Here is a 21289-nt window from a genome sequence, read left to right on the forward strand (position 1 = left end):
ACAAAGTTATTTGTTGTTTGTTACTCATCACTGGTCACTGGTCACTGGGAATCAAGAAGTGAGAAGAGAGAATTTAGAAGTGAGTTTAAATGCCTATTTTTCTCTTTTCTCTCTACTCGTTTCTTAATGACTGGTCACTGGTCACTGGGAATCAAGAAGTGAGAAGAGAGAATTTAGAAGTGAGTTTAAATGCCTATTTTTCTCTTTTCTCTCTACTCGTTTCTTAATGACTGGTCACTGGTCACTGGTCACTGGTCACTGGTCACTGAACGGCTAGGCATTCCACTTCCACTAACGCTCCTTTCGGTAAACCAGAAACTTCAATACAGGCTCTTGCGGGAGCGGTTTCTGGGTCGAAATAAGAACCATAAACTTCGTTAACTGTACTGAAATTGCTTAAATCGGTGAGATAAATCGTTGTCTTCACCACATTTTCCCAGCCTAAGTCAGCTTCGCTTAAAATTGCTTTGATATTCGCCATGACTTGTTGGGTTTGGGCAACAATATCTCCGTCTCCGATGAGAGAGCCAGTTTTTGCATCGAGAGCGACTTGTCCAGAGACAAAAATTAATTCTCCAGTTGCTGCGATCGCTTGATTGTAGGGGCCGACAGGAGCGGCAGCTTGTTCGGTTTTAATAATACGTTTATTGGTCATTTTTGATGGTTATTCGTTATTAATAAAGGTCTATAATTCCCAAAATTAGCGGAAATCTTTAAGGAGTAAGCTATAGCAAGAGTAAACAATTTGTCAATGGTCTTCCCAGAAGAAAACTACCAACCGTATAGAGCTTGTCTGGTATGGTTGACTTCTAAGTATTGAAACGGGAAACTAAGAAGAGAATTTCTAAGAGAGGTTTTTCGTGGTTGCCATTCCCATTCTGACTAATTCAATTCCAGACCAAGAAGTTGTTATTAATACCGACACAACAAGCCTGAATTTATTTGATCATTTTGATGATCCATTTACTACAGGATTAGTGGCTCGTTTTGAGTTATTTAATCCAGAGAATACTTTTCCTAATGAAGGGGTGACGGAAGTTGTCTTATTTGATCAAGCGGATGAAGGCGCTCCTTTGACGATCGAAAACTTTACTAATTATGTTGAAGATGGAGATTATGTTAACTCAATTATTCATCGATCGGTTGCCGATTTTGTGATTCAAGGAGGAGGATTTTTTATTGATGAATCTCCGAGCATTCTTGCAGTTCCCACTGATGATCCAGTTCAGAATGAGTTTAGCAGTGATCGATCGAATCTGGAAGGAACAATTGCGATGGCGAAGTTAGGAAATGATCCTGATAGCGCTACCAGTCAATGGTTTTTTAATCTGGGAGATAATTCAGAAAATCTTGATAATCAAAATGGCGGGTTTACTGCTTTTGGAGAACTTTTATCGGATCAAGATGCAGAAACCGTTAACACAATTGCTGAACTTCCCCCCTTCAATTTGAGTGAACAGTTAGGCGGTGCATTTAATACAGTTCCCATCAATATTGAAAACCCAGATAATCCGCCACAACTAACAATAGATGATTTTGTTCGTTATGAAAGTATTACGATTTCCCAACAAGAGGAATTAGAGTTTACAGTTACTAATAATTCTAATCCTGAGTTGGTAGAAGCGGCGATTGAAGAAGGAGAATTAATCCTCAATTATCTTCCTGATCAAACGGGTGAAGCAGAAATTACGGTACAAGCAACGAATTTAGTGGGAGAAACGGTAGAAGATAGCTTTTCAGTTACAGTAGAAGAAAGCCTTTCTCCACAACCCCAACCCGAATTATTGTTTGGTTCTTCTACAGAAAATGACACTGTAGAAGTCACTGATGCAGAAAGTCAGAACTTAATTTTTGTTGGCGCTGGAGAAGATACAATTAATAACAGTAGTTCCCCGACAAGTTCCGATCGCTTTTATGGCGGAACTGAGAATGATCAGTTAATTCTTGGTGGTAATGATCGCGCTTTTGGTGGAGAGGGAAATGATATTTTAGACGCATCGATCAGTACAGGGAATAATCGGCTGTATGGTGGTATCGGTGATGATGTTTTAGCGGTTAGTCGCAACGATCGAGCATTTGGTGGAGAGGGAAACGATACTCTATTTTTAACATCAGGTGGTGGTAATATTTTGTTTGGTGGTGCGGGAAATGATACCTTCGTGATTAATTCTCCTAATGCTCCCCAATCCCTCGACACAATTAATGATTTTAGTCGTGGGGAGGATCAAATTGCTTTTAGTGATGATTTCTCTGATGTGGATTTTGATAGTCTGAGGATTACGCCTACTGCTAATGGAGAGGATACGCTGGTTGGTTTAGACAATGCTTTAGTTCGTCTCGCAGGTATCCAAGCTGATACTTTGACCGAAGCTGATTTTGATTTTACGGTCTAATTGATACCGATGCTTAAGGGTGGGCAGTGCCCACCCTACTCCACTACTCCACTAATTGGTGTTGGGTTTCGTAAACTCCACAAGGGCCTACTTTTATTTTGATTTATTTTCTAGTTTCCAAATCAAACTGGAAACAAAATTCGTAATAATGTGGGCGACAATGGGAATCAATAAATTACCAGTGATAATCATCATTGTTCCTAAAATTATCCCCACTGCTGTCGCCCATAAACCATAGGGCCATTGTTGAATCCCACCGAGATGAAGCACCCCGAATAATAAACTCGATACAATGACAGCAACCATTCCCGAACCCAATGCTGGAATCATTACGCCACGAAACAAAAGTTCTTCGCTTAACCCTGGCAAAAGTCCTAACCAAACTGTATCAGGAATCGCTAATGGCTTTAAAACTAATTCTAAATAATACTGTGCGCTGCGTTGATAAGCGGGCCAAATTTTGTAAATGCCACTGCTGGTTAAAATGATTAATCCTGCTATTCCCAAACCGATTAAAATTGCTTCTAAACTAAAGGCGATGGGAAACAAAGACACTGATCCTAAATACTGCCATGCTTTCGCCACAATTAACAATAAAATCGCTGTCACTCCCATTACAGTAAGGACTTGCGGACGAGTCAAGGGTTCAAATTCAAAGTTGTTTGTCATTGGTTATTTATTATTATCGCGCCTGTGCAATAATTGTATATTGTCCCTTGAATCCCATAGTGTTAGACGATCGACTTGCGATCAGCACGGGGAGATGGGGGAGATGGGAGCCCAATCCATAAGACTTGGCTTTCATATGAATTATTGACTTAGCCACGCGATCGCGCTCCGAATCCACTCTTCTGGGTTAGGATTTTTCGCCAGTAAGGAATCTTGACTGATCACAGAAAGCGCTTGTTGTATTTCTGTTTCCGAGTAACCTAACGCCAACAATGTCATCTCTATATCTTCGCGGATTTCTGCTTTCGGCACAATGCTTTCGTCTCCTTGACTGACTAAACCTGCTTCTGTGCGCCATTGAGCGAGTTTTGTTTTTAATTCTAAGGCAATACGCTCGGCGGTTTTTTTTCCTACCCCAGGAGTTTTAGACAGTAACTGGGTATTTTCGTTGACAATGCCTTCTACTAACTCCCTTAATCCTAAAGTATCAATGAGCGCGATCGCCATTTGACTACCCACGCCATTCACTGCGATTAATTTCCGAAATAAATCCCTTTCCGCTGCGCTTTCAAAGCCATATAACACGATCGCATCATCCCGAATTTGTTGATCAGTAAACACTTGCGCTGACTCGGTGTTGTCTTCTTCCCACTGTCTTCCCAAACGCGAGGGAATTTGAATTTCATATCCAATTTGATTCACTTCTAAAATCAAAGTGACGCGGTTTCCAGTATTTTTAATTAATCTAACGACATTACCTCGTAAATAATTGATCATTCTTTTACCAAGAGACGTTTTATAGAACATCTCTACATTATTGATGTTGGATTACGTTACTCTCCACCCAACCGACACCGAGTTAATTCCCCCAAACTTGGGGGTTAGGGGGCGAAAAATACAATTAATATTATGTTGGATTACGTTACTCTCCACCCAACCGACACCGAGTTAATTCCCCCAAACTTGGGGGTTAGGGGGCGAAAAATACAATTAATATTATGTTGGATTACGTTACTCTCCACCCAACCGACACCGAGTTAATTCCCCCAAACTTGGGGGTTAGGGGGCGAAAAATACAATTGATATTATGTTGGGTGACGCTACTCTCTACCCAACCGACACCGAGTTAATTCCCCCAAACTTGGGGGTTAGGGGGCGAAAAATACAATTAATATTATGTTGGGTGACGCTACTCTCTACCCAACCGACACCGAGTTAATTCCCCCAAACTTGGGGGTTAGGGGGCGAAAAATACAATTAATATTATGTTGGATTACGTTACTCTCCACCCAACCGACACCGAGTTAATTCCCCCAAACTTGGGGGTTAGGGGGCGAAAAATACAATTAATATTATGTTGGATTACGTTACTCTCCACCCAACCGACACCGAGTTAATTCCCCCAAACTTGGGGGTTAGGGGGCGAAAAATACAATTAATATTATGTTGGATTACGTTACTCTCCACCCAACCGACACCGAGTTAATTCCCCCAAACTTGGGGGTTAGGGGGCGAAAAATACAATTAATATTATGTTGGGTGACGCTACTCTCCACCCAACCGACACCGAGTTAATTCCCCCAAACTTGGGGGTTAGGGGGCGAAAAATACAATTAATATTATGTTGGGTGACGCTACTCTCCACCCAACCGACACCGAGTTAATTCCCCCAAACTTGGGGGTTAGGGGGCGAAAAATACAATTGATATTATGTTGGGTTACGTTACTCTCCACCCAACCTACTAATTATCTACTATTTCCCCCCTTTCAAAGGCAGGGCTGTTTCATTCTCGGGGTCAAAATTGGCAGCGATTGCGCTCCGCGCACCGATGCGAAGCATCGATCGCCTGAACCTCTTACGGTACGTTCGATCGAGACGTTTTTCCTACTTTTTGGCTTTTTCATAAGAAAAAAGAGTCCTGAAATCTCCCCCATCTCCCTTGTCTCCCTTGTCTCCCCCATCTCCCTACCTCCCTTAATTTTAAAAGAATGAAACAGCCCTGCCTTTCAAAGGGGGGTTAGGGGGGATAAATCGATCGAAATTAAACGACTTTAAACATCATTCAGCGCAACAATACCAGGCAATTCTTTTCCTTCTAAAAGTTCCAGACTTGCTCCACCACCTGTGGAAATATGGCTCATTTTATCAGCAACACCGACTTTTTCCACCGCCGAAACGGAATCACCACCACCAATAATTGTGGTTGCGCCATTATCCGTCAATTCTGCTAAAGTGCGAGCAATGGCTTCTGTTCCTTTGGCGAATGCTTCCATTTCAAAAACACCCATCGGACCATTCCAAATCACACCTTTACAGTCGGAAAGGGCTTCTTTAAAGGCTTCCACACTTTTCGGACCAATATCTAATCCCATCCAACTATTCGGGATGTTCTCAACGGTAACGGTTTGAGTGTTTGCATCTTCGGCAAAATTATCAGCAATAATAACGTCAGTGGGAAAGATAATTTCTACCCCTTTTTCTTTTGCTTTTGCTTCTAAAGACTTTGCTAAATCGAGTTTATCGTTTTCCACTAAAGAGTTACCAACACTCATTCCTCGTGCTTTAAAGAAGGTGAAGATCATCCCACCACCGATGATCAACTTATCGCACTTTTCAATTAACGTTTCAATAACACCAATTTTACTGGAGACTTTAGAACCGCCAATAATTGCGGCAAAGGGACGTTGGGGGTTTTCAACGGCTTTTTTGAGGTAATCTAGCTCTTTTTCGATGAGATAGCCACCAACACAAGGGCTGAGATGTTTTGTTACCCCTTCGGTGGAAGCATGAGCGCGGTGAGCCGTTCCAAACGCATCGTTAACGTAAACATCAGCATTGGCAGCGAGTTGTTTACTAAATTCTGGATCATTGGCTTCTTCTTCAGAATGGAAACGGAGGTTTTCTAATAATGCAACCTGACTGTTTTGTAAGCCATCAATTTTTTGTTTAACTGCGTCACCAATACAGTCATCACATTTCACCACTTCCTGTTCGAGAAGCTGGGATAAACGTTCAGCAACTGGAGTCAAACGTAATTTTTCTTTGACTTCCCCTTTGGGACGACCCATGTGGCTACAAAGAATGACTTTTGCATTTTTTTGGATTAAGTCTTTGATGGTAGGGAGGGCAGCCCGAATACGGGTATCGTCCGTAATTTCTCCTTGAGGGTTCATCGGGACGTTAAAATCAGCACGGACTAAGACTCGTTTACCACTAACGTCAGTTTCGCTGAGGCTGGCGATCGTTTTTTTTGCCACGATTAATTTCCTCCTATTATTGGGATTTCTTATCTGGGAGCGGGTTTTATAGTTACTCCCTTGCTGATTTTACCTTAATCCAGTCACTGATCTACCCGACATCAAAACTGGGTCAACTCTCGAAAGAAATGAATAAATCTAGAAATTCACTCTTGACAAATTAAGTAGATCATGGAAGCGTAGAACCAGCTTCAGGTAGTTCCTTATAATTTAATTAGTGTTGGGTTTCGCTTCGCTACACCCAACCTACATGGTTGTACTTCGTTCTTTGTCCTTTTACAAAACACTAGGCGAGTTGATCGCGCATTAATTCCCCATCGGCTTGTAGTTCGTTTAACCAGCGATATAATCCTCCTCCAGAAAGAAGTTCTTGATGAGTGCCAATTTCTCGAATTTTGCCTTGATCTAAAACCACAATTTGATCGGCTTCGCGTACTGTACTTAAGCGATGAGCAATAATAATTAAGGTGCGAGTTCCTAGCAACGATCGCATCGCCATCTGAATCGATCGTTCGGACTCATAATCTAAACTGGAGGTGGCTTCATCAAACACCAGAACATCAGGATCAACCACTAACGCCCTTGCAATTCCTAACCGTTGACGTTGACCTCCAGAAAGACGCACCCCTCGCTCTCCGACGACTGTAAAATAGCCATGGGGTAATTCTGGCAAAAACTCATCCACACGAGCAGTTTTGCACGCTGCTTCTACTTGGGAAAAACTGGCTTGGGGATTGCCATAGGTTAAGTTATCCAGTAACGTTCCGTTAAAAATGTCAACTTCTTGATGCACGATCGCCAGCCGACGGCGATATCTCGCCACATCTAATTCCCGTAAGTCAGTGCCATCGATCGTAATGCTTCCTTGATTAGGTTCAAAGTAGCGGAATAGGAGTTTTGCCATTGTACTTTTCCCTGATCCCGATCGCCCGACTAAGGCAACCGTTTGATAGGGTTCAATTTGTAGGTTAATATCTTGCAAAACGGGGCGTTGCGGATCATAACCAAAACTCACATGATTAAGCGCCAATTTTCCTGTAAATTTGTAGGGATTATCTTGAGGGAGTTCTAAGTCTAAACTGGCAGCTTCTACACTAGAAGGCATCTGTGCGAACTCATGGAAGCGTAACATGGAAACATAGCGCCGCGCGAACATTTCCGCGAGATTACTAATCGGATCAAGTTCCGAATACGCCATACTCGCAACGGTAAACGTGGTAATAAAATGTCCGAGGGAAATATCCCCGCGCATGGTAGGAATTAAAGTCAGCACTAATACCGCGAATAAACTACTTTGGACAACGGTTCGCTGTTTTGTGCTAAGACGAACATAACTTCTGTGAATCCGATACAGCACGACTTGTAATTCTCGCTGGAGACGTTGGCGTTGACGTTCCATTTCCTGGCCTTCTGTCGCGAAGGCTTTAACGGTTTTGATGTTGGTAATAATTTCAGAGGTGCGACTATCTGTATTTTCCATGTAGCTTTCTAGCCGCGCTTCCCGTCTGACGATTTTTTGCAGATCATTGATGCTATACAGCAGAATCGCAATAAAGGAAATGGCAAACACGATCGCGATCCGCCATTCAATTAACGCAATGGCGATAAAAATCCCTAATACTCGCGCCAGTTTAGGAATCAGTTGACCAGCAATTTCGGGATACGTCCAAGTATGATTAGATAAGCCTCGTGTGACTCGTCGCGCAATGCGACCAGGGTTGTTTTCGTCGTAAAATTCTAGAGGAAGTGACAGAATTTTGGCGAAGATGCTTTTGGCGTTTTCTTGACGCGCCCGCAAGGGAATCGCCCAGTGAAACCACTCTGCTAACCAAGGCTGTAGGGGCGATCGAACCACTGTCACCACAAAAATCATCCCTAGCAAAATCACTAGGGAAACGGTGGAACTGAGCGTTAAATTGAACAGTTGGGCGCATAGATTTGTTAATCCCCTAATACCAGCGTCTAGGGGTTGATTGGCGAGAACATTCAAAATTTGCCCGATCGCGTAGGGGACAATTAAATCAAGGATTTCAAATGCACTCGCTGCGCCGATACTCAGCACAGATGCGCCCCAAAAAGAGCGATAGTATTTAATGATATCCCGTAGGGAAGCCATAAAATTTAACCTAATATTTGTAGCATCAAAAATTGATAAACTGTTCCGTAGTCCAAACTGCTTGTTTAAGAATCTCTCTTAATGTTCCTTCTGGTAAATCGATGATGGGGAATTGTCGTATAGCGATTAGTCTTTGGGTTATACCAGATTTCGTGGCTTCCTGCAGCTTGTCGATCAAACTTAAAACCTAAGCCCTTTAATTTTTTGACGACCTGTCTATATTTAAAGCCTGAAAGTCGTCCCATTAAATACCTACTATCATCGGGTAATCAAAACTATCACTTACATTAGCTAGATTAACTTGATCCTGACGTTCAGCTTGAGTTTCTAGTAATTTTTTCGCAACATCACGAGCAATTTCTATGGTTTCTGTTACCGTGCGACCTTGGGCGACTAAACCAGGGATATCCTCAGAGGTCGCAAGATAAACTCCTTCGGGAAGTTTTTCAATGTGAAGGTTAGCAATGCGTTCCATTGTTTATGTAACGAATAAGGTTAACTGCCTCTTCCATTATGCTTAAACTCAATCAGGAGAAACATCTTTGAAAATGCCTCTCCCGATAACTTTTAGGTAGAAGATTTTTCGAGTGACTTGTTAGCGAGAACTTCTTTCGCGTCGGGTGCATCCACATAAACATAAAGATTTGGAATCATTTTTCCTTTCCGTTCAAACTCAATCAGTCTAGTTTGACGGATGCTGTAATTGTCTTGAAGTTCACCGAGAGATTCATAGAGATGACGAGTGGCTTCCACTTCGGTTTCCCCATCGTGGTAGAGATGACCATAGTTCGGTTCAACAACCACAAGATTTGTGCGAGGAACAGGTTTAAAGAAGTATTCTTGATTAGATTCGTCTGCGGAACTGGGTAGGTTGAAGCCGATAATGGTCGCAGTGATGAGGGCGATTCCAACTAATAGGAAGTGACTGTAGCGTTGTAACATTTTCTGTAGATTTTAATATTATCTTTAGGTAGCTACTAACCAATGTTAAGTTTTATGAATCCGTTTGTAATGCGTCTGAAGAGAGAGGTATGTCAGTAAACAATGTTCCTTGATATTCGATTTTGTTTATTGGTTATGAATTGTAATCGCTTGTTGACAGTCACGAGTAATTTGATTTTTGAGTTCGTCTAGGGAATTAAATTTTTGTTCTGGGCGCAAAAACTGCTTTAATTCTACATTTAGAGTATGCTGATATAAGTTTCCCGTCCAGTTTAAGAGATGAATCTCGATCGTTGCTTGTTTCCCGTTCACCGTTGGACGCATTCCAATGTTCATCACCCCAGGATGCGGATCAAGAATGGGAACAGTTGTGCTGGTGACTTTTACCACATAAACCCCGTAACGAGGAACAAGTTTATTGCGAGGGACTTCTAAATTAGCAGTGGGAAACCCGATCGTACGTCCTCTTTTTTCTCCTGCAACGATCGCGCCGTTGAGGGTGTAACATCGTCCTAACAGTTCATTGGCGAGTTCAATTTCCCCCGCGACGATCGCCTCTCGAATCCGTGAACTACTGATGCGCTGTTGCTGATTTGTTTCTAGGGTAGCGATATTAACTTTAATCCCAAACTGTTCTCCGATCGTCCTGAGAGTTTCCGCATTTCCCTGTCGCTTGTACCCAAAACGGAAATCTTCTCCCACACTAATGTAACGAGGTTGCAGTTGATTGATTAAAATCTCTTTCACAAATGCTTCTGGAGAGAGAGACGCTAATTCGCGATTAAACGTCAGTAAAACCAACTGCTGTATTCCTAGCTTTTTCAGATGGCTGATTTTTTCTTCAAGAGGAGTCAAAAGCGAACAGGGTTCACCGCTAAAGTATTCTCTAGGATGAGGATGAAACGTGACCACTGTTGATCGTAGCGAGTGGCTTAAAACTGGCTTGATGACATTCTGGTGTCCAAGATGAACACCATCAAAATTGCCTAGGGCGATCGCAGTAGGAGTTAAAGCTCGTTCTGGCGTTGAAGTAATCCACACAGGAGTTGCAACACTTGTGATGTTCAAATCTTCATACTATCTGAAATCTTCTGATTTGGCTATAGAAAGCAAATCTGAAGTTTTTGCAATTTGACGTTCGTTGCTAGATTTTCATTTCTGGAGATGTCTAATTCTCGCCTATGATTTTTCTTTTGGTACAGAGCAATTCCGATCGCCTCTGGAAATCGCTGTAATGCCGACTTCTATGGTTGACCCGCTCGGTCGCCCACTATCAGGGAGTTTTAGCGATTAAAACTATTTTTATTTTATGGCAAAAAAATTATTTTGCACCCCCTCGGAAACGGCAATTGCAATCCAGTCACAGTGGGGGCTAAAATTATAGGCGTCACTATTATTCATAAAGTCAGGTCAGGGAAAGCTCAAATAAAATGCAGTGATTTAAGTAACATCATCCTGATTATACTGTACTGAGATTTTTTCATAAAGGCTATCGACAGTTTCTTCTGCAAACAGTTTCTCTTTAAGTTGAGAATATTCACCACTCCCTAGGTTGCAAATTGTCCAAAAACGGCTTAATTTAGAGGAGTCTAAGTTTTCGATTAAGATGTTAAAGGCTTCTTCGATGATTTGTTGGTCGTTGTTAAGGTTAACTTTCATGGTTTAATTCCTCGATTAGGTCAATAGGATTAATCGCTGGTATGTTTAGAGTTTGACAACGGTTGAGCAATCGTTTGTCACAGGTGATGAAGTAGTCGCCTTTTGAGGCTTCAAAACTGGCAATATGAAGAGCATCTATGGGTTTTATCCCTGAATTTTCAAGTTGTTTTGCTCTTTGTCTGATGCTTTCATTAAGAGGTTGGAAAAAGCTCGTTTGAGTTAAATATTTTTTAATGGCTTTTTGAATGAGAGGGAAAGGATTTTTGGAATTTTCATATTCTAAGACTGATGAATTGATAGATTGGATTTGTTGAGTTTCTATTAAATTAAGGACAATGAGGACAGCTTGAGTCTCTAAATATATTTTAGCTTGACTTTGATCGTCATAGGGGCGATTATATGCGCTAGTGTCTAAGTAAACTTTCATATCCTCAGTTTGCCACTCATCAATTTAGGTAGAACATAAGTCATATTCGGGGGAACAACGATTACGATCGATGCTTTTGTTTTCCTTGATTGCGACGACGAGAACGAGGAAAATCACTTTCATCATAAATTTCTCCCACTAATTCTTCTAGAATATCCTCTAAAGTCACTAACCCCACCGTTCCCCCATATTCATCCACAACAATTGCTATATGTAATCGTTGCTGTAACATCTCCTTCAAAATACTTCCCACCTGCTTCGTTTCTGGAATATAAACTGGTGGCGTAATTGCTTCGGTTACTAACACCTGACTCGCCATTTCTGGACTTAAATGATGTAACTTTTGTAAGGCTTGTTTAAGGTGAACAATTCCCACAATTTCATCTTTTGATTCTCCTTGTACAGGAATCCGAGAATATCCTGTGTCTAAGCAAAGATTAACTAATTCTTGTAACGTTGCTTGATGGGAAATCGTTCGCATGGCGATGCGAGGTTTCACCACATCTTTTGCTTGTAATTCGTCCAACATCAGTGCTTTATGTAATAACTGATGCTTATAAATATCGAGTTTTCCTTTCCCTCCCAATAATTCGATCATTAATTGTAAATCAGTTAAGGATTCGCCTTGCTGATCATCTTGTCCCAAAATTCTTTGGAAAAACTGAACGGTATATTTAGTAATCGTTTCAAACAGATAAATCAGTCCCAAGAAAGACAGTAGTCTCGATAATAAATAAATGGGACGAACCACCAATTTAAAGATTGACAAAACATTGTTAATTGCTAAAGATTTCGGTGTAATTTCAGCAAAAATTAAAACTAAAACCGTGACGACTGCGGTTGCAATTCCTAACCCCGCATTCCCAAACCAAATCGCAAATAAATTACTGGTTAAAACCGCCGCGAAATTATTAACCAGATTATTTCCTAAAAGAAGCGTAATAATAAACCGAGTTCGATTTTCTAAAACCAGTCGAAACGTTCCTTTGGGATCACCTTGTTCTCGAATTAAACCCCGTAGTTTTAAGTTATCAAATGCAGTAATCGCTGTTTCTGAACCTGAAAACGCACCAGATAGAACAAACATTAAGGTGATGACAATTAAATCTAGCCATGCTTCTCCTAATAGGGGTTGAGGTTCAGACACAGCAAATAATTGAGTAGGGAGAGGAATCATAAACACGGCTATTTGTTCTCTTTGATTAGATTAAATTTCAGTGGAAAAAGGGTTCGTTCCGTGAACTAAGGATAATAATATCTCAGATTGTTCCGTTCCATTGACGTTTAAATCACTATGACATAAACAGACTTTTTCTTTGCTACGAGATAATAAATCTCTTAAAATTCGTTGTAGATGCTTTTCTGTTTCCACTTCTGGATCAGATGTTAAGTTTCCTCCTCGCAGAAAAACTGAAGATGCAAACAAATTAGATGCGCCTTGTTTTAACCATAAATGCGAGCCAACATCAAGCCAAAATTGCCAGCGATGAGTGGTACGATGTGAGCGATATTGGAATATATTAGAAAGGGTGATTCCTGAAGATAAAGACTCTCCAAAACTCGGAAGCGGATGCGGGTTAGCGGTGATTGTTCCTTGTTTGAGGAGTTGAATAAACTCGCTAATTAAATCAGAATCAGGAATCTTGATTCCTTCTTCTTCTTGGATGCGGTTTTGTACTTCCCAATAATGTTGAGTGGTTTCGGTTAGTTCTCTTAAACTGGAAAGATCAGCAACGGAGAGATTGTTTCCTTTCCATAAAAATTGTTGGATTGCTTGGTTAAAAAAGCTGACTAAATTTGGTGTTTTTTCTTTTTGTTTTTCAATCCAATGACGTAATTGATTATAAGCAACTGTTCCTTGATAGCCAATTCGATCCCAACGGGAAAAGGTTTTAATATCAAGTAAACGGGGAAAATCGGGATCGGCTTGGTAACAGTAATCTGCTAAAATACCCGATCGAGCGGGATCAATGGAATGGGGGTTATGTTCAGTTAAGACAACTAACATTTCTGCGACAGCATTGGTTTCCAGTAACCGTCCTAACTGCGGATAAACAAAACAAGTAAGAGTGAGTAACGCACGAACCTGAGAAGAGGTGATTAAAGGACGTTGTTCGCTAAGAGGATTAACAGCAATTGAATGTGAACTAAACAGTCTGATTAGAGTATAACGAGCAATTTCATCTAAACCAGGGAAAATGATCGCAATGTCTTCGGGAATGATTTTATCTTCTTCGATCGCTTTGATGATCGTTTCTGCGGTTTCTCGTAATAATTGCGCGCGAGAGATGGTTTTTAGATGTTGGATACAAGGGGGAAGAGAAGGGATAGAGGAAGGATCAGCGACGACTTCTAAAACTCGATCGATGCTTTCTGGAGGGGATTCTGAGGAAGGGGGAGAAGGGGTAAGAGGGATCGGGTAACAAGAGGAAGCGAGTTTTTCCCAAGTATCGGGATCAGCCGCTAATCCAAAACGAACTTTTCCATTGGGGTTAAAGGTAAAAACGGCGGTGCGATCAGATTGCAGAAAAAGCCTTGCTAAATCCGCAGCGATCGCAGGATAATTGTCCACATCATCAGCAAAAATGGCATTGTAGCGGTATTCTAACTTTTCTTGATAGAGTGGATCACCAAGCAAAACTTGTCCATAGAGGTAGTAAATCAAACCATAGGTAAGAAATCCTCGCTCTAAACACCAATCATGCCATTTCATCAGTAAATTTCCAATGAGAGTAAAGACTTCCTCGTTTTCTTCGCCACCAAACACCGCTTTTTCTTCGGGAGTGAGTCGAGAAGAGAGTAACGCGGGAATATCGGTTAACGGTGTGCCACTTGCCCCTGCCAATTGTAAAATATCAAGAGTGGTACGAACCAATCGAGATTCTATTCTCTGATTAGGAATCATCTCCTGAAACCAGTGATCATGCCATAGCGCCATGGCGAGTTTTTGTTCCGTTTCCGATCGCAGTCTGAGGGGAAAGTGAGGGGTTAAATTAAGTTTCTCCAACCACAACGGTGAGAAAAGATTGACTTCATCTTCGATAAAAGCCAGTGGCGTTTTCACGACAAAGGGAACTTGCGGCTCGATCGATCTCATTAACTGCTCAGTGAATTGGCGACCAGTGGTATGATTAGCAGCAAAGATAATCGCAGACGGTGACTGTTCCTGTTTTACCCATGCTTTGATTTTTCCAATTAAATGGCTGGTTTTACCACTACGAGCGTCACCCGTGATCCAAATTTTTGATTCCGTTGCCATTGATATTTGTTAAAATTTCCCCATCGCTACTGCTCTCTAGCTTACCGTGAAAAAAACTGCTTTTCCGCCAACAATATTAATTCTTATTGAGTCAATCATAATATAGGAGCTACCAGTGTTTCGTATTTTTAAGCAATGGTTTTCCGATCCGCCAGAGAAATTATTAGAGCAAGCCTATCAAGCCACTTTAATGATTAAAGTAATTGAAGACGAATATTTTGCCCAAAAACCTGTTAAAGAGGAAAATGGCTCTTATTCTGAACAAGTCATTGCTTACTTCAAACAAGAAGTTAATCAAAACTTACAAATTGCCAAAACCAACTTAAAACAGTTTAAAAATAGTAGAGCCTTCTTGCAATGGTCTTCCGAAAATTTTCCCCGTAATAAGTATTTCAAAAACGCGGCGGTGATTCTTGAAAAATTAAACTTTATTGAGGAGGTCATTTTTCATTATGAAGGTTCAAAACGGAAACAAAAACCGAGAAATGCATCTCAAGACGAAAAGCCCTTAACAATAGATGCACAAAATTCCTCTCGTCGCCCAGTCAAGTTTTCTTATGAAGAGAAATTAGAATCAAAATCAGAAGAGGCAGAAGCAAGTGGCAATATATCCAGTCAAACCAGCGTTTTACCTCGATCGTTGCTGCGAACACTAAACCGAATTAAACGAGAAATTGATCCTAAATCTTCCGAAGCGGAAGAAGAAGTGGTTAAAACGTTTCGCACTTCTAGAGACAAAACAGCAATTTCAATCCGCTTTTTACTCCTGTTAATTATCATTCCGCTTTTGACGCATCAAATCACAAAAACCTTTATTATTGCTCCAGTCATGGAAAAATACTTTATCCATGAAGAAGAACAGGTTTTATTTATCAACCGTGATTTTCAAGAAGAAGCATTAATGGAGTTACAACGCTTTGAAGAAACCTTACACTTCAAAGAAATTTTGGGAATGAGACCTGAAATGTCAGAAGCAGAAAGGGAGGAAAAAGTTAAAGAAAAAGCCATAGAAATTGCTGAGGAGTATCAGAGTCGAGGGAAAAATGCGATTCAAAATATTATTGCTGATCTCTGTTCAGTGATTGCCTTTGCTGTAATCATTTATGTCAGTAAAAAAGAAATTGCGGTTCTTAAATCATTCATTGATGAGTTTATTTATGGGTTAAGCGATTCGGCAAAAGCATTTATTATTATCTTATCCACCGATATGTTTGTAGGTTATCATTCTCCTCATGGTTGGGAAGTCATTTTAGAAGAAATTGGGAGACATTTTGGACTTCCAGAAAGCCGTGAGTTTAATTTCTTGTTTATTGCCACTTTCCCCGTAATTCTAGATACTATATTTAAATATTGGATTTTCCGCTATCTCAATCGGATTTCTCCTTCTGCGGTCGCAACCTATCGTAATATGAATGAATAATACTATTTTCTCCACCCAACTTACTTTTCTAAGTTTTTTTTGACGATTAATTGTTATTTATTCTTTTGCTACATCATTCTTAACATTTAACGATTTTTCGCCATTTGAGAACGCTGCTCTTGCCAAATGGCGTGTCCCGTTATAAAATGACCGTAGCATGATGGGAAGTAGTGCCAATTTTAAAATTATTCCCATCAAACTCCTATGGTTTCGTTGGTTGCTTGCGATTTCCTCTTCTCTGGTTAGGGGTCGAAATGAACATTAAGTTAAATTAAGCTGACGACAAAAAAAATCATTAATAGTAGGCAAAAATCTAAAAATATGGTATGCAGGCAGAATTTCAGTTGAATTAAATATCATCCCCAACCCCCACACCGAGAGAAGCCAGAAAAGAGCGAATTTTTTTTTCAGGGGTTGCGCTCGATCGAGTTTCCTGATAGAGTATTTCTATATAATGGGAAGTGTTGCCAATTTTAGAAAACGCCCCTGAAAGCTAGAAAATTCGTTTTCTATATCCCCCCTCCCCGTATTGACAAGCATCGATCGAGCATAAGGATTTAAAGAGTTATCGAAGAGTAACCATAAGGAAAAGGAGTGGTTGAAATTTGGAAAATATTGTATGCAGGCAGGGTTTTAGTTGAATTAAAAATCATCCCTAACCTCTATAGCAATCCTAAATGAATTGTAAATGATTTGCCCCCCAAACCCCCCAATTCTGGGGGGCTTTCGTGAGTCAACTTTTTACAAATGATATGGGATCGCTATATCAGCGCCAATTGTTCAAAATGGCATAAGAAAACCTTAAGATTTTTAATTGGTAAATGCAGGATAATTGTTCGTTAAAATGGAAGAAGTAGCAACAAAAGGAAAAGTGATTCTCGTGTTGGGAGCGGCTAGTTGCGGTAAGAGTGAATGGGCAGAAAACTTGGCAAAAGCATCACAAAAACCTGTAACTTACATTGCAACCGCGATCGCACATCCCGATGATCCAGCATGGCAAAAAAAGATCGAAAAACACGCTTTACGTCGTCCGCAATCTTGGTCAACGGTAGAAATTCCCACTGCTTTAAGTGCCTATATCACGGAAAGAAAAGGGGAAGACTGTTTATTAATTGACTCTTTGGGAACTTGGGTGGCTAACGGTTTAGAAACGGAAGATCAAGACTGGGAAGAAACCGTCATTTCTCTTTTAAACAGTTTAGAAAATGCTTCATCTGAGATCATTTTAGTGGGAGAAGAAACGGGATGGGGGGTGATTCCAGCTTATAAAAGCGGGCGTTTATTTCGCGATCGATTAGGAAATCTAACCCGAAGAATTGGTGAAATTGCAACAGAAGTTTACTTAGTGACTGGTGGTTATGCTTTACCCTTAAATCAGATTGGTCAATCCTTGAAGACAATATAGCAATCCCAAATGAATTGTAAATTAATCCCCCCTAACCCCCCTTCGTAAGGGGGGAACGGTTAATCCCCCCTAGCCCCCCTTTGAAAGGGGGGAACGGTTAATCAACTTTTTACGAATGAATTAGAACTGCTATATCATACGATTAAATCATTAATAAAATAAGGAGTCTCAAATGGCATCTCAACAACAAGTTAAACAATATATTGCTTACTGGTTTTTAGTGGGAAAAACCGTTTATATTAATAATGGTCAGCAAGTGAGAAAACCTCAATCGGTGATCCAACAAGATCAGTTTTCGTCAGAATTTGAAGCCTGTTGGCAAGAAATTTTATCCCCTGAAAGCGGTCATTGTTACCTACAGGGAACGGATCAAACGGTGGAAGAGTTACTTTCTCCTGATTGGGATGTTGAACCCTGCGCTCGTTGCGAAATGCCAATTCCCTTGAAAAATTCAGGGGTAAAAACTGGCGCTTGTCCCTGTGTTGATGTGGAAAATTGGCCCAATGATGAATTGCCTAAACCTCATCTTCCTGTCAATAATCAACAACATCTCGGTGGCATTTCTAATCGTTTACAAGGGGAAGATAACCTTGATGAGATTCGGAATCGTCTAGATGGCATTGAAAAGCATTCTCCTGATTTTCCGAAAACATCAGAAGTCTATTACGGCAATCGCAAATGAATTGTAAATTAATCCCCCCTAACCCCCCTTCGCAAGGGGGGAACGGTTTATCAACTTTTTACAAATGAATTAGAACTGCTAGATCAGTCAAAATAACAATGAATCAGTCTCATATCGTTGTCTTTGGTAGTCTCAACATGGATTTAGTCGTCAATACTTCCGAGTTGCCTTTAGCAGGGGAAACGATTACAGGAGAAGGGTTTGCGATGATTCCTGGGGAAAAGGGGCAAATCAGGCGATCGCGGTGTCTCGTTTAGGCTTCCCTTGTCGCATGGTGGGACGCATTGGGAAAGATAGTTTTGGGGAAATATTGCTTCGATCGTTGCGAGAAAGCCAAGTGGATACCACAGGAATTTTAGTGGATGAAACGGCACACACGGGCGTTGCTGTAATCACGGTTAATCGTAACGGAGAAAACCAGATTATTGTGATTCCTGAAGCCAACGGGAATCTAGATGAAACTGATGTCGATCGCTTGCGTCCTCACTTAGAAGGGGCAGCGTATTTATTGATGCAGTTGGAAGTCCCTTTAGCATCGATCGAAGCCGCCGCCGAACTGGCTAGAGAAATGGGAGTGAAAGTCATTCTTGATCCTGCACCAGCGCAACCGTTACCGTTTACTCTTTATCGAAACCTGAACATCATCACCCCCAACGCCTTAGAAGCAGAGAAATTAGTGGGGTTTCCTGTCACCGATACCGATTCAGCGCAACAAGCCGCCACCTATTTACAGGAACAGGGCGTGGAAACAGTAATGATTACATTAGGACAACAGGGGGTTTATTGTGTGAATAGAGAAGAGAGCTTTTTTGTCCCTGGATTCGATATTGAACCAATTATTGATACTGTTGCGGCAGGAGATGCGTTTAATGGGGGGTTAGCAGTGGCGTTGTGTAGTGGAATGAACCTGCAACGATCGATCATTTGTGGCTCGGCGGCGGGTGCGCTGACAGTAACCCGTGCGGGAGCGCAGTCTGCTTTACCCGATCAAGAAACCCTTTCAACATTTTTAGGGGAGCGTGTCGGCTGGAAGGAATTATAACTTATCCTTTAACTGTGAAATGCTAATACCAATTTAAAAAGTAAATGTTACATCTTGTAGGGTGGGCAAGGCAAACCCTACGGTCTATCCATAGGTTTTTCGTTTATTGTATCAATCACAACGTAGCAAGGTTTTATATCAAGTTCAGGTAATTGCTTATAATTGGTGTTGGGTTTCGCTTCCCTCCACCCAACCTACTTTTTATCTGGAAAGACTTATAGGGACAAACGACGGTTTGCCCCTAATTGTTTGTGCTTAACCGTATTGCTGCTCTGGATCGAGGTTAAACAGTTTTTGTAGAGATTGGATAGTACGGCGACGCATTTCTATATCCTGCTGCGCTCGTAATTCCACCATCGGTTCATGGAGAATTTTATTCACAATTCCCCGTGTCAGCGCTTCAATCACTTCTTGATGTTTTTCTGCAAACTCTGTTCCTAAACGGGAGAGTGCTTTTTCTAGTTCTTGTTCCCGAATGGTTTCCACTTTTTCTCGTAAACAGCTAATGGTGGGAACAGTTTCTAAAGAGCGCCACCACACCTCAAATGATTCTACCTCCTCATCAAGTAACGCTTCTGCTTCTTGCGCCATTTGACGACGACTGGCGGTATTTTTCGCCACTACTGCTTTTAAGTCGTCAACGTTATAGGTTTCTAACCAGTCTAATTCGTTAACATCAGGGGCAATGTTTAAAGGAACAGAAATATCAAAGAGTTTTAAATGGTGATTGGGATCAAGATTTTGTTCTAATTTCGCGCGATCGAGAATCGGTTCACTAGATGCGGTGCTGGTAAAAATTAGATGAGATTCTCCCATCACTGTCATCATTTCTTCGAGAGGATGCAATTGTAATTCCGCATCTGTAAACTGTTTCGCTAGGTCTGCCGCTCGTTTTTGGGAACGATTGACGATCGAAATTTGGGTTGCTCCTTTCGCCAACAGATGTTGTACCAACAACCGCGCCATTTTCCCTGCACCGATAATTGTACAGTGATACGCTTCGAGATTGTTTACCTTACTTTGAGCCAATTCTACGGCGGCGGAACTAATGGACATTGCACCCGTCCCTAAGTTTGTGTTGCTCCGCACTCGTTTTCCTGCAGAGAGCGCTTGTTTAAAGAGTCGATCGAGCAGTCTGCCAATTCCCTGATACTTTTGCGCCAATTTGTGAGCGTGTTTCACCTGAGATAGAATTTGTCCCTCTCCCAAGACTAAACTATCTAAACCAGCTGCCACGCGCATTAAATGCCGCAGTGCATCTTGATGGAGGAGAATAAAGAGGTGTCGTCGCAGTTGGGAAATGGGGTAAGCACTGCGCTCGGATAAGAATTGGGTAATTTCGTGAACGCCTTGTTCTGCATCTGTGATCACCGCATAAATTTCTAGACGGTTACAGGTGCTAAGAATGGAAATTTCCTCAATGTGAGGCAATTGGCGTAAATGAGCGATCGCATCTTCGATCGCATGATCCTGAATACTTAACTTTTCGCGCACCGCCACAGGTGCAGTTTTATGGCTTAAACCGACAACTACGATATTCATTATGTTCTCTTAAAAGTATTTTCTTCTTCTCGTCAATAAAAAACAGTCTGGAGTCTAAATCCCTCCTTCCCATCTTTTGCAATTTATACGGAATTGTGTGTCAAATGAAAGATTTTGAAAACAAACTTTGTAAAATTTTCTAAACCCCACCTCCAACACCAATCAGTGACCAGTTACCAGTTACCAGTTACCAGTTGTGCTTGATCTAATCAGTTACTTAGGGCTGGCTGAAGAAAGCTAAAACTCACGTACCATCTGGTTTTAAGGCTCTTAAATCCTCAAAAAAGTGCAAGGGAGACAAGGGAGCGATTTTTCTCCCCCATCTCCCCCATCTCCCCCATCTTCCCCATCTCCCCCATCTCCCCCATCTCCCCCATCTCCCCCATCTCCCCCATCTTCCCCATCTCCCCCATCTTCCCCATCTCCCCCGTCTTCCCCATCTTGCCTCTTGCCTTTTGCCTTTTCAGCAAACCCT

At 41.3% G+C, this 21289-nt stretch carries 19 protein-coding genes and 2 pseudogenes; 6 read left to right on the forward strand and 15 right to left on the reverse strand.

What is annotated here, in order from left to right; translation table 11 throughout:
• Positions 1-89: 89 nt before the first annotated feature.
• Positions 90-227, forward strand: coding sequence for a hypothetical protein (locus DACSA_RS20740; RefSeq protein ID WP_015229205.1), 138 nt, complete (start codon positions 90-92; stop codon positions 225-227).
• 35 nt (positions 228-262) lie between these two features.
• Here DACSA_RS20740 and DACSA_RS12175 read toward each other — a convergent pair whose 3' ends face one another.
• Positions 263-655 (reverse strand): Rid family detoxifying hydrolase, encoded by a 393-nt coding sequence (locus DACSA_RS12175; RefSeq protein ID WP_015230034.1) that lies wholly within the window; start codon positions 653-655, stop codon positions 263-265.
• A 205-nt stretch (positions 656-860) separates the two neighbouring features.
• On the opposite strand from DACSA_RS12175, the gene DACSA_RS18325 reads away from it, so the two are divergent.
• The gene (locus DACSA_RS18325; RefSeq protein ID WP_015230035.1) at positions 861-2393 is read left to right on the forward strand and encodes a peptidylprolyl isomerase; all 1533 of its coding nucleotides are present in this window, start codon (positions 861-863) and stop codon (positions 2391-2393) included.
• A gap of 93 nt (positions 2394-2486) precedes the next feature.
• Here the strand turns inward: DACSA_RS18325 and DACSA_RS12185 are convergent, their stop codons facing one another.
• From DACSA_RS12185 to DACSA_RS12235, 12 genes and pseudogenes are all read right to left on the reverse strand, one after another.
• Complete coding sequence (locus DACSA_RS12185; RefSeq protein ID WP_015230036.1) at positions 2487-3062, reverse strand: CPBP family intramembrane glutamic endopeptidase; 576 nt, start codon at positions 3060-3062, stop codon at positions 2487-2489.
• A gap of 141 nt (positions 3063-3203) precedes the next feature.
• Complete coding sequence (ruvA, locus tag DACSA_RS12190) at positions 3204-3839, reverse strand: Holliday junction branch migration protein RuvA (protein WP_015230037.1); 636 nt, start codon at positions 3837-3839, stop codon at positions 3204-3206.
• Between the two features lie 1275 nt (positions 3840-5114).
• Entirely contained in the window at positions 5115-6320 is a 1206-nt protein-coding gene (locus DACSA_RS12195) for a phosphoglycerate kinase (protein ID WP_015230038.1), read from the reverse strand.
• Between the two features lie 286 nt (positions 6321-6606).
• Positions 6607-8436: an ABC transporter ATP-binding protein gene (locus DACSA_RS12200; protein WP_015230039.1), complete on the reverse strand. Its 1830-nt coding sequence runs from the start codon at positions 8434-8436 to the stop codon at positions 6607-6609.
• 25 nt (positions 8437-8461) lie between these two features.
• Positions 8462-8681 (reverse strand): annotated as a pseudogene (locus DACSA_RS19205) (type II toxin-antitoxin system HicA family toxin).
• Complete coding sequence (locus DACSA_RS12205) at positions 8681-8911, reverse strand: type II toxin-antitoxin system HicB family antitoxin (RefSeq protein WP_015230041.1); 231 nt, start codon at positions 8909-8911, stop codon at positions 8681-8683. The pseudogene DACSA_RS19205 and the gene DACSA_RS12205 overlap by 1 nt, the downstream one beginning before the upstream one ends.
• A gap of 92 nt (positions 8912-9003) precedes the next feature.
• Complete coding sequence (locus DACSA_RS12210; RefSeq protein ID WP_015230042.1) at positions 9004-9378, reverse strand: hypothetical protein; 375 nt, start codon at positions 9376-9378, stop codon at positions 9004-9006.
• Between the two features lie 126 nt (positions 9379-9504).
• The gene (locus DACSA_RS12215) at positions 9505-10419 is read right to left on the reverse strand and encodes a bifunctional riboflavin kinase/FAD synthetase (protein WP_015230043.1); all 915 of its coding nucleotides are present in this window, start codon (positions 10417-10419) and stop codon (positions 9505-9507) included.
• Between the two features lie 399 nt (positions 10420-10818).
• Positions 10819-11037 carry a hypothetical protein gene (locus tag DACSA_RS12220; protein ID WP_015230044.1) on the reverse strand — a complete coding sequence of 73 codons (219 nt, stop codon included), beginning with the start codon at positions 11035-11037 and terminating at the stop codon, positions 10819-10821.
• Positions 11027-11464 (reverse strand): PIN domain-containing protein, encoded by a 438-nt coding sequence (locus DACSA_RS12225; protein WP_015230045.1) that lies wholly within the window; start codon positions 11462-11464, stop codon positions 11027-11029. The genes DACSA_RS12220 and DACSA_RS12225 overlap by 11 nt, the downstream gene beginning before the upstream one ends.
• Before the next feature lie 61 nt (positions 11465-11525).
• Entirely contained in the window at positions 11526-12641 is a 1116-nt protein-coding gene (locus DACSA_RS12230; RefSeq protein WP_015230046.1) for a hemolysin family protein, read from the reverse strand.
• A gap of 30 nt (positions 12642-12671) precedes the next feature.
• The gene (locus DACSA_RS12235) at positions 12672-14723 is read right to left on the reverse strand and encodes a PD-(D/E)XK nuclease family protein (RefSeq protein WP_015230047.1); all 2052 of its coding nucleotides are present in this window, start codon (positions 14721-14723) and stop codon (positions 12672-12674) included.
• A 115-nt stretch (positions 14724-14838) separates the two neighbouring features.
• On the opposite strand from DACSA_RS12235, the gene DACSA_RS12240 reads away from it, so the two are divergent.
• The 4 genes and pseudogenes from DACSA_RS12240 (at position 14839) to rbsK (ending at position 19272) form a co-directional block, all read left to right on the forward strand.
• The gene (locus DACSA_RS12240; protein WP_015230048.1) at positions 14839-16143 is read left to right on the forward strand and encodes a proton extrusion protein PcxA; all 1305 of its coding nucleotides are present in this window, start codon (positions 14839-14841) and stop codon (positions 16141-16143) included.
• Between the two features lie 844 nt (positions 16144-16987).
• On the forward strand, positions 16988-17548 hold the full coding sequence (cobU, locus tag DACSA_RS12245; RefSeq protein WP_015230049.1) for a bifunctional adenosylcobinamide kinase/adenosylcobinamide-phosphate guanylyltransferase: 561 nt from the start codon (positions 16988-16990) through the stop codon (positions 17546-17548).
• A 172-nt stretch (positions 17549-17720) separates the two neighbouring features.
• Positions 17721-18230: a hypothetical protein gene (locus DACSA_RS12250; protein ID WP_015230050.1), complete on the forward strand. Its 510-nt coding sequence runs from the start codon at positions 17721-17723 to the stop codon at positions 18228-18230.
• 98 nt (positions 18231-18328) lie between these two features.
• A pseudogene (gene rbsK / locus DACSA_RS12255) lies at positions 18329-19272 on the forward strand (ribokinase).
• Positions 19273-19527: 255 nt separating this feature from the next.
• On the opposite strand, the gene DACSA_RS12260 reads toward rbsK, so the two are convergent.
• Both DACSA_RS12260 and DACSA_RS19210 read right to left on the reverse strand, forming a co-directional pair.
• Positions 19528-20814, reverse strand: coding sequence for a glutamyl-tRNA reductase (locus DACSA_RS12260; protein WP_015230052.1), 1287 nt, complete (start codon positions 20812-20814; stop codon positions 19528-19530).
• A gap of 278 nt (positions 20815-21092) precedes the next feature.
• Positions 21093-21284: a hypothetical protein gene (locus DACSA_RS19210; protein ID WP_156800781.1), complete on the reverse strand. Its 192-nt coding sequence runs from the start codon at positions 21282-21284 to the stop codon at positions 21093-21095.
• Between the last annotated feature and the right edge of the window lie 5 nt (positions 21285-21289).

The organism is Dactylococcopsis salina PCC 8305 (assembly GCF_000317615.1).
Taxonomy (GTDB): Bacteria; Cyanobacteriota; Cyanobacteriia; order Cyanobacteriales; family Rubidibacteraceae; genus Halothece; species Halothece salina.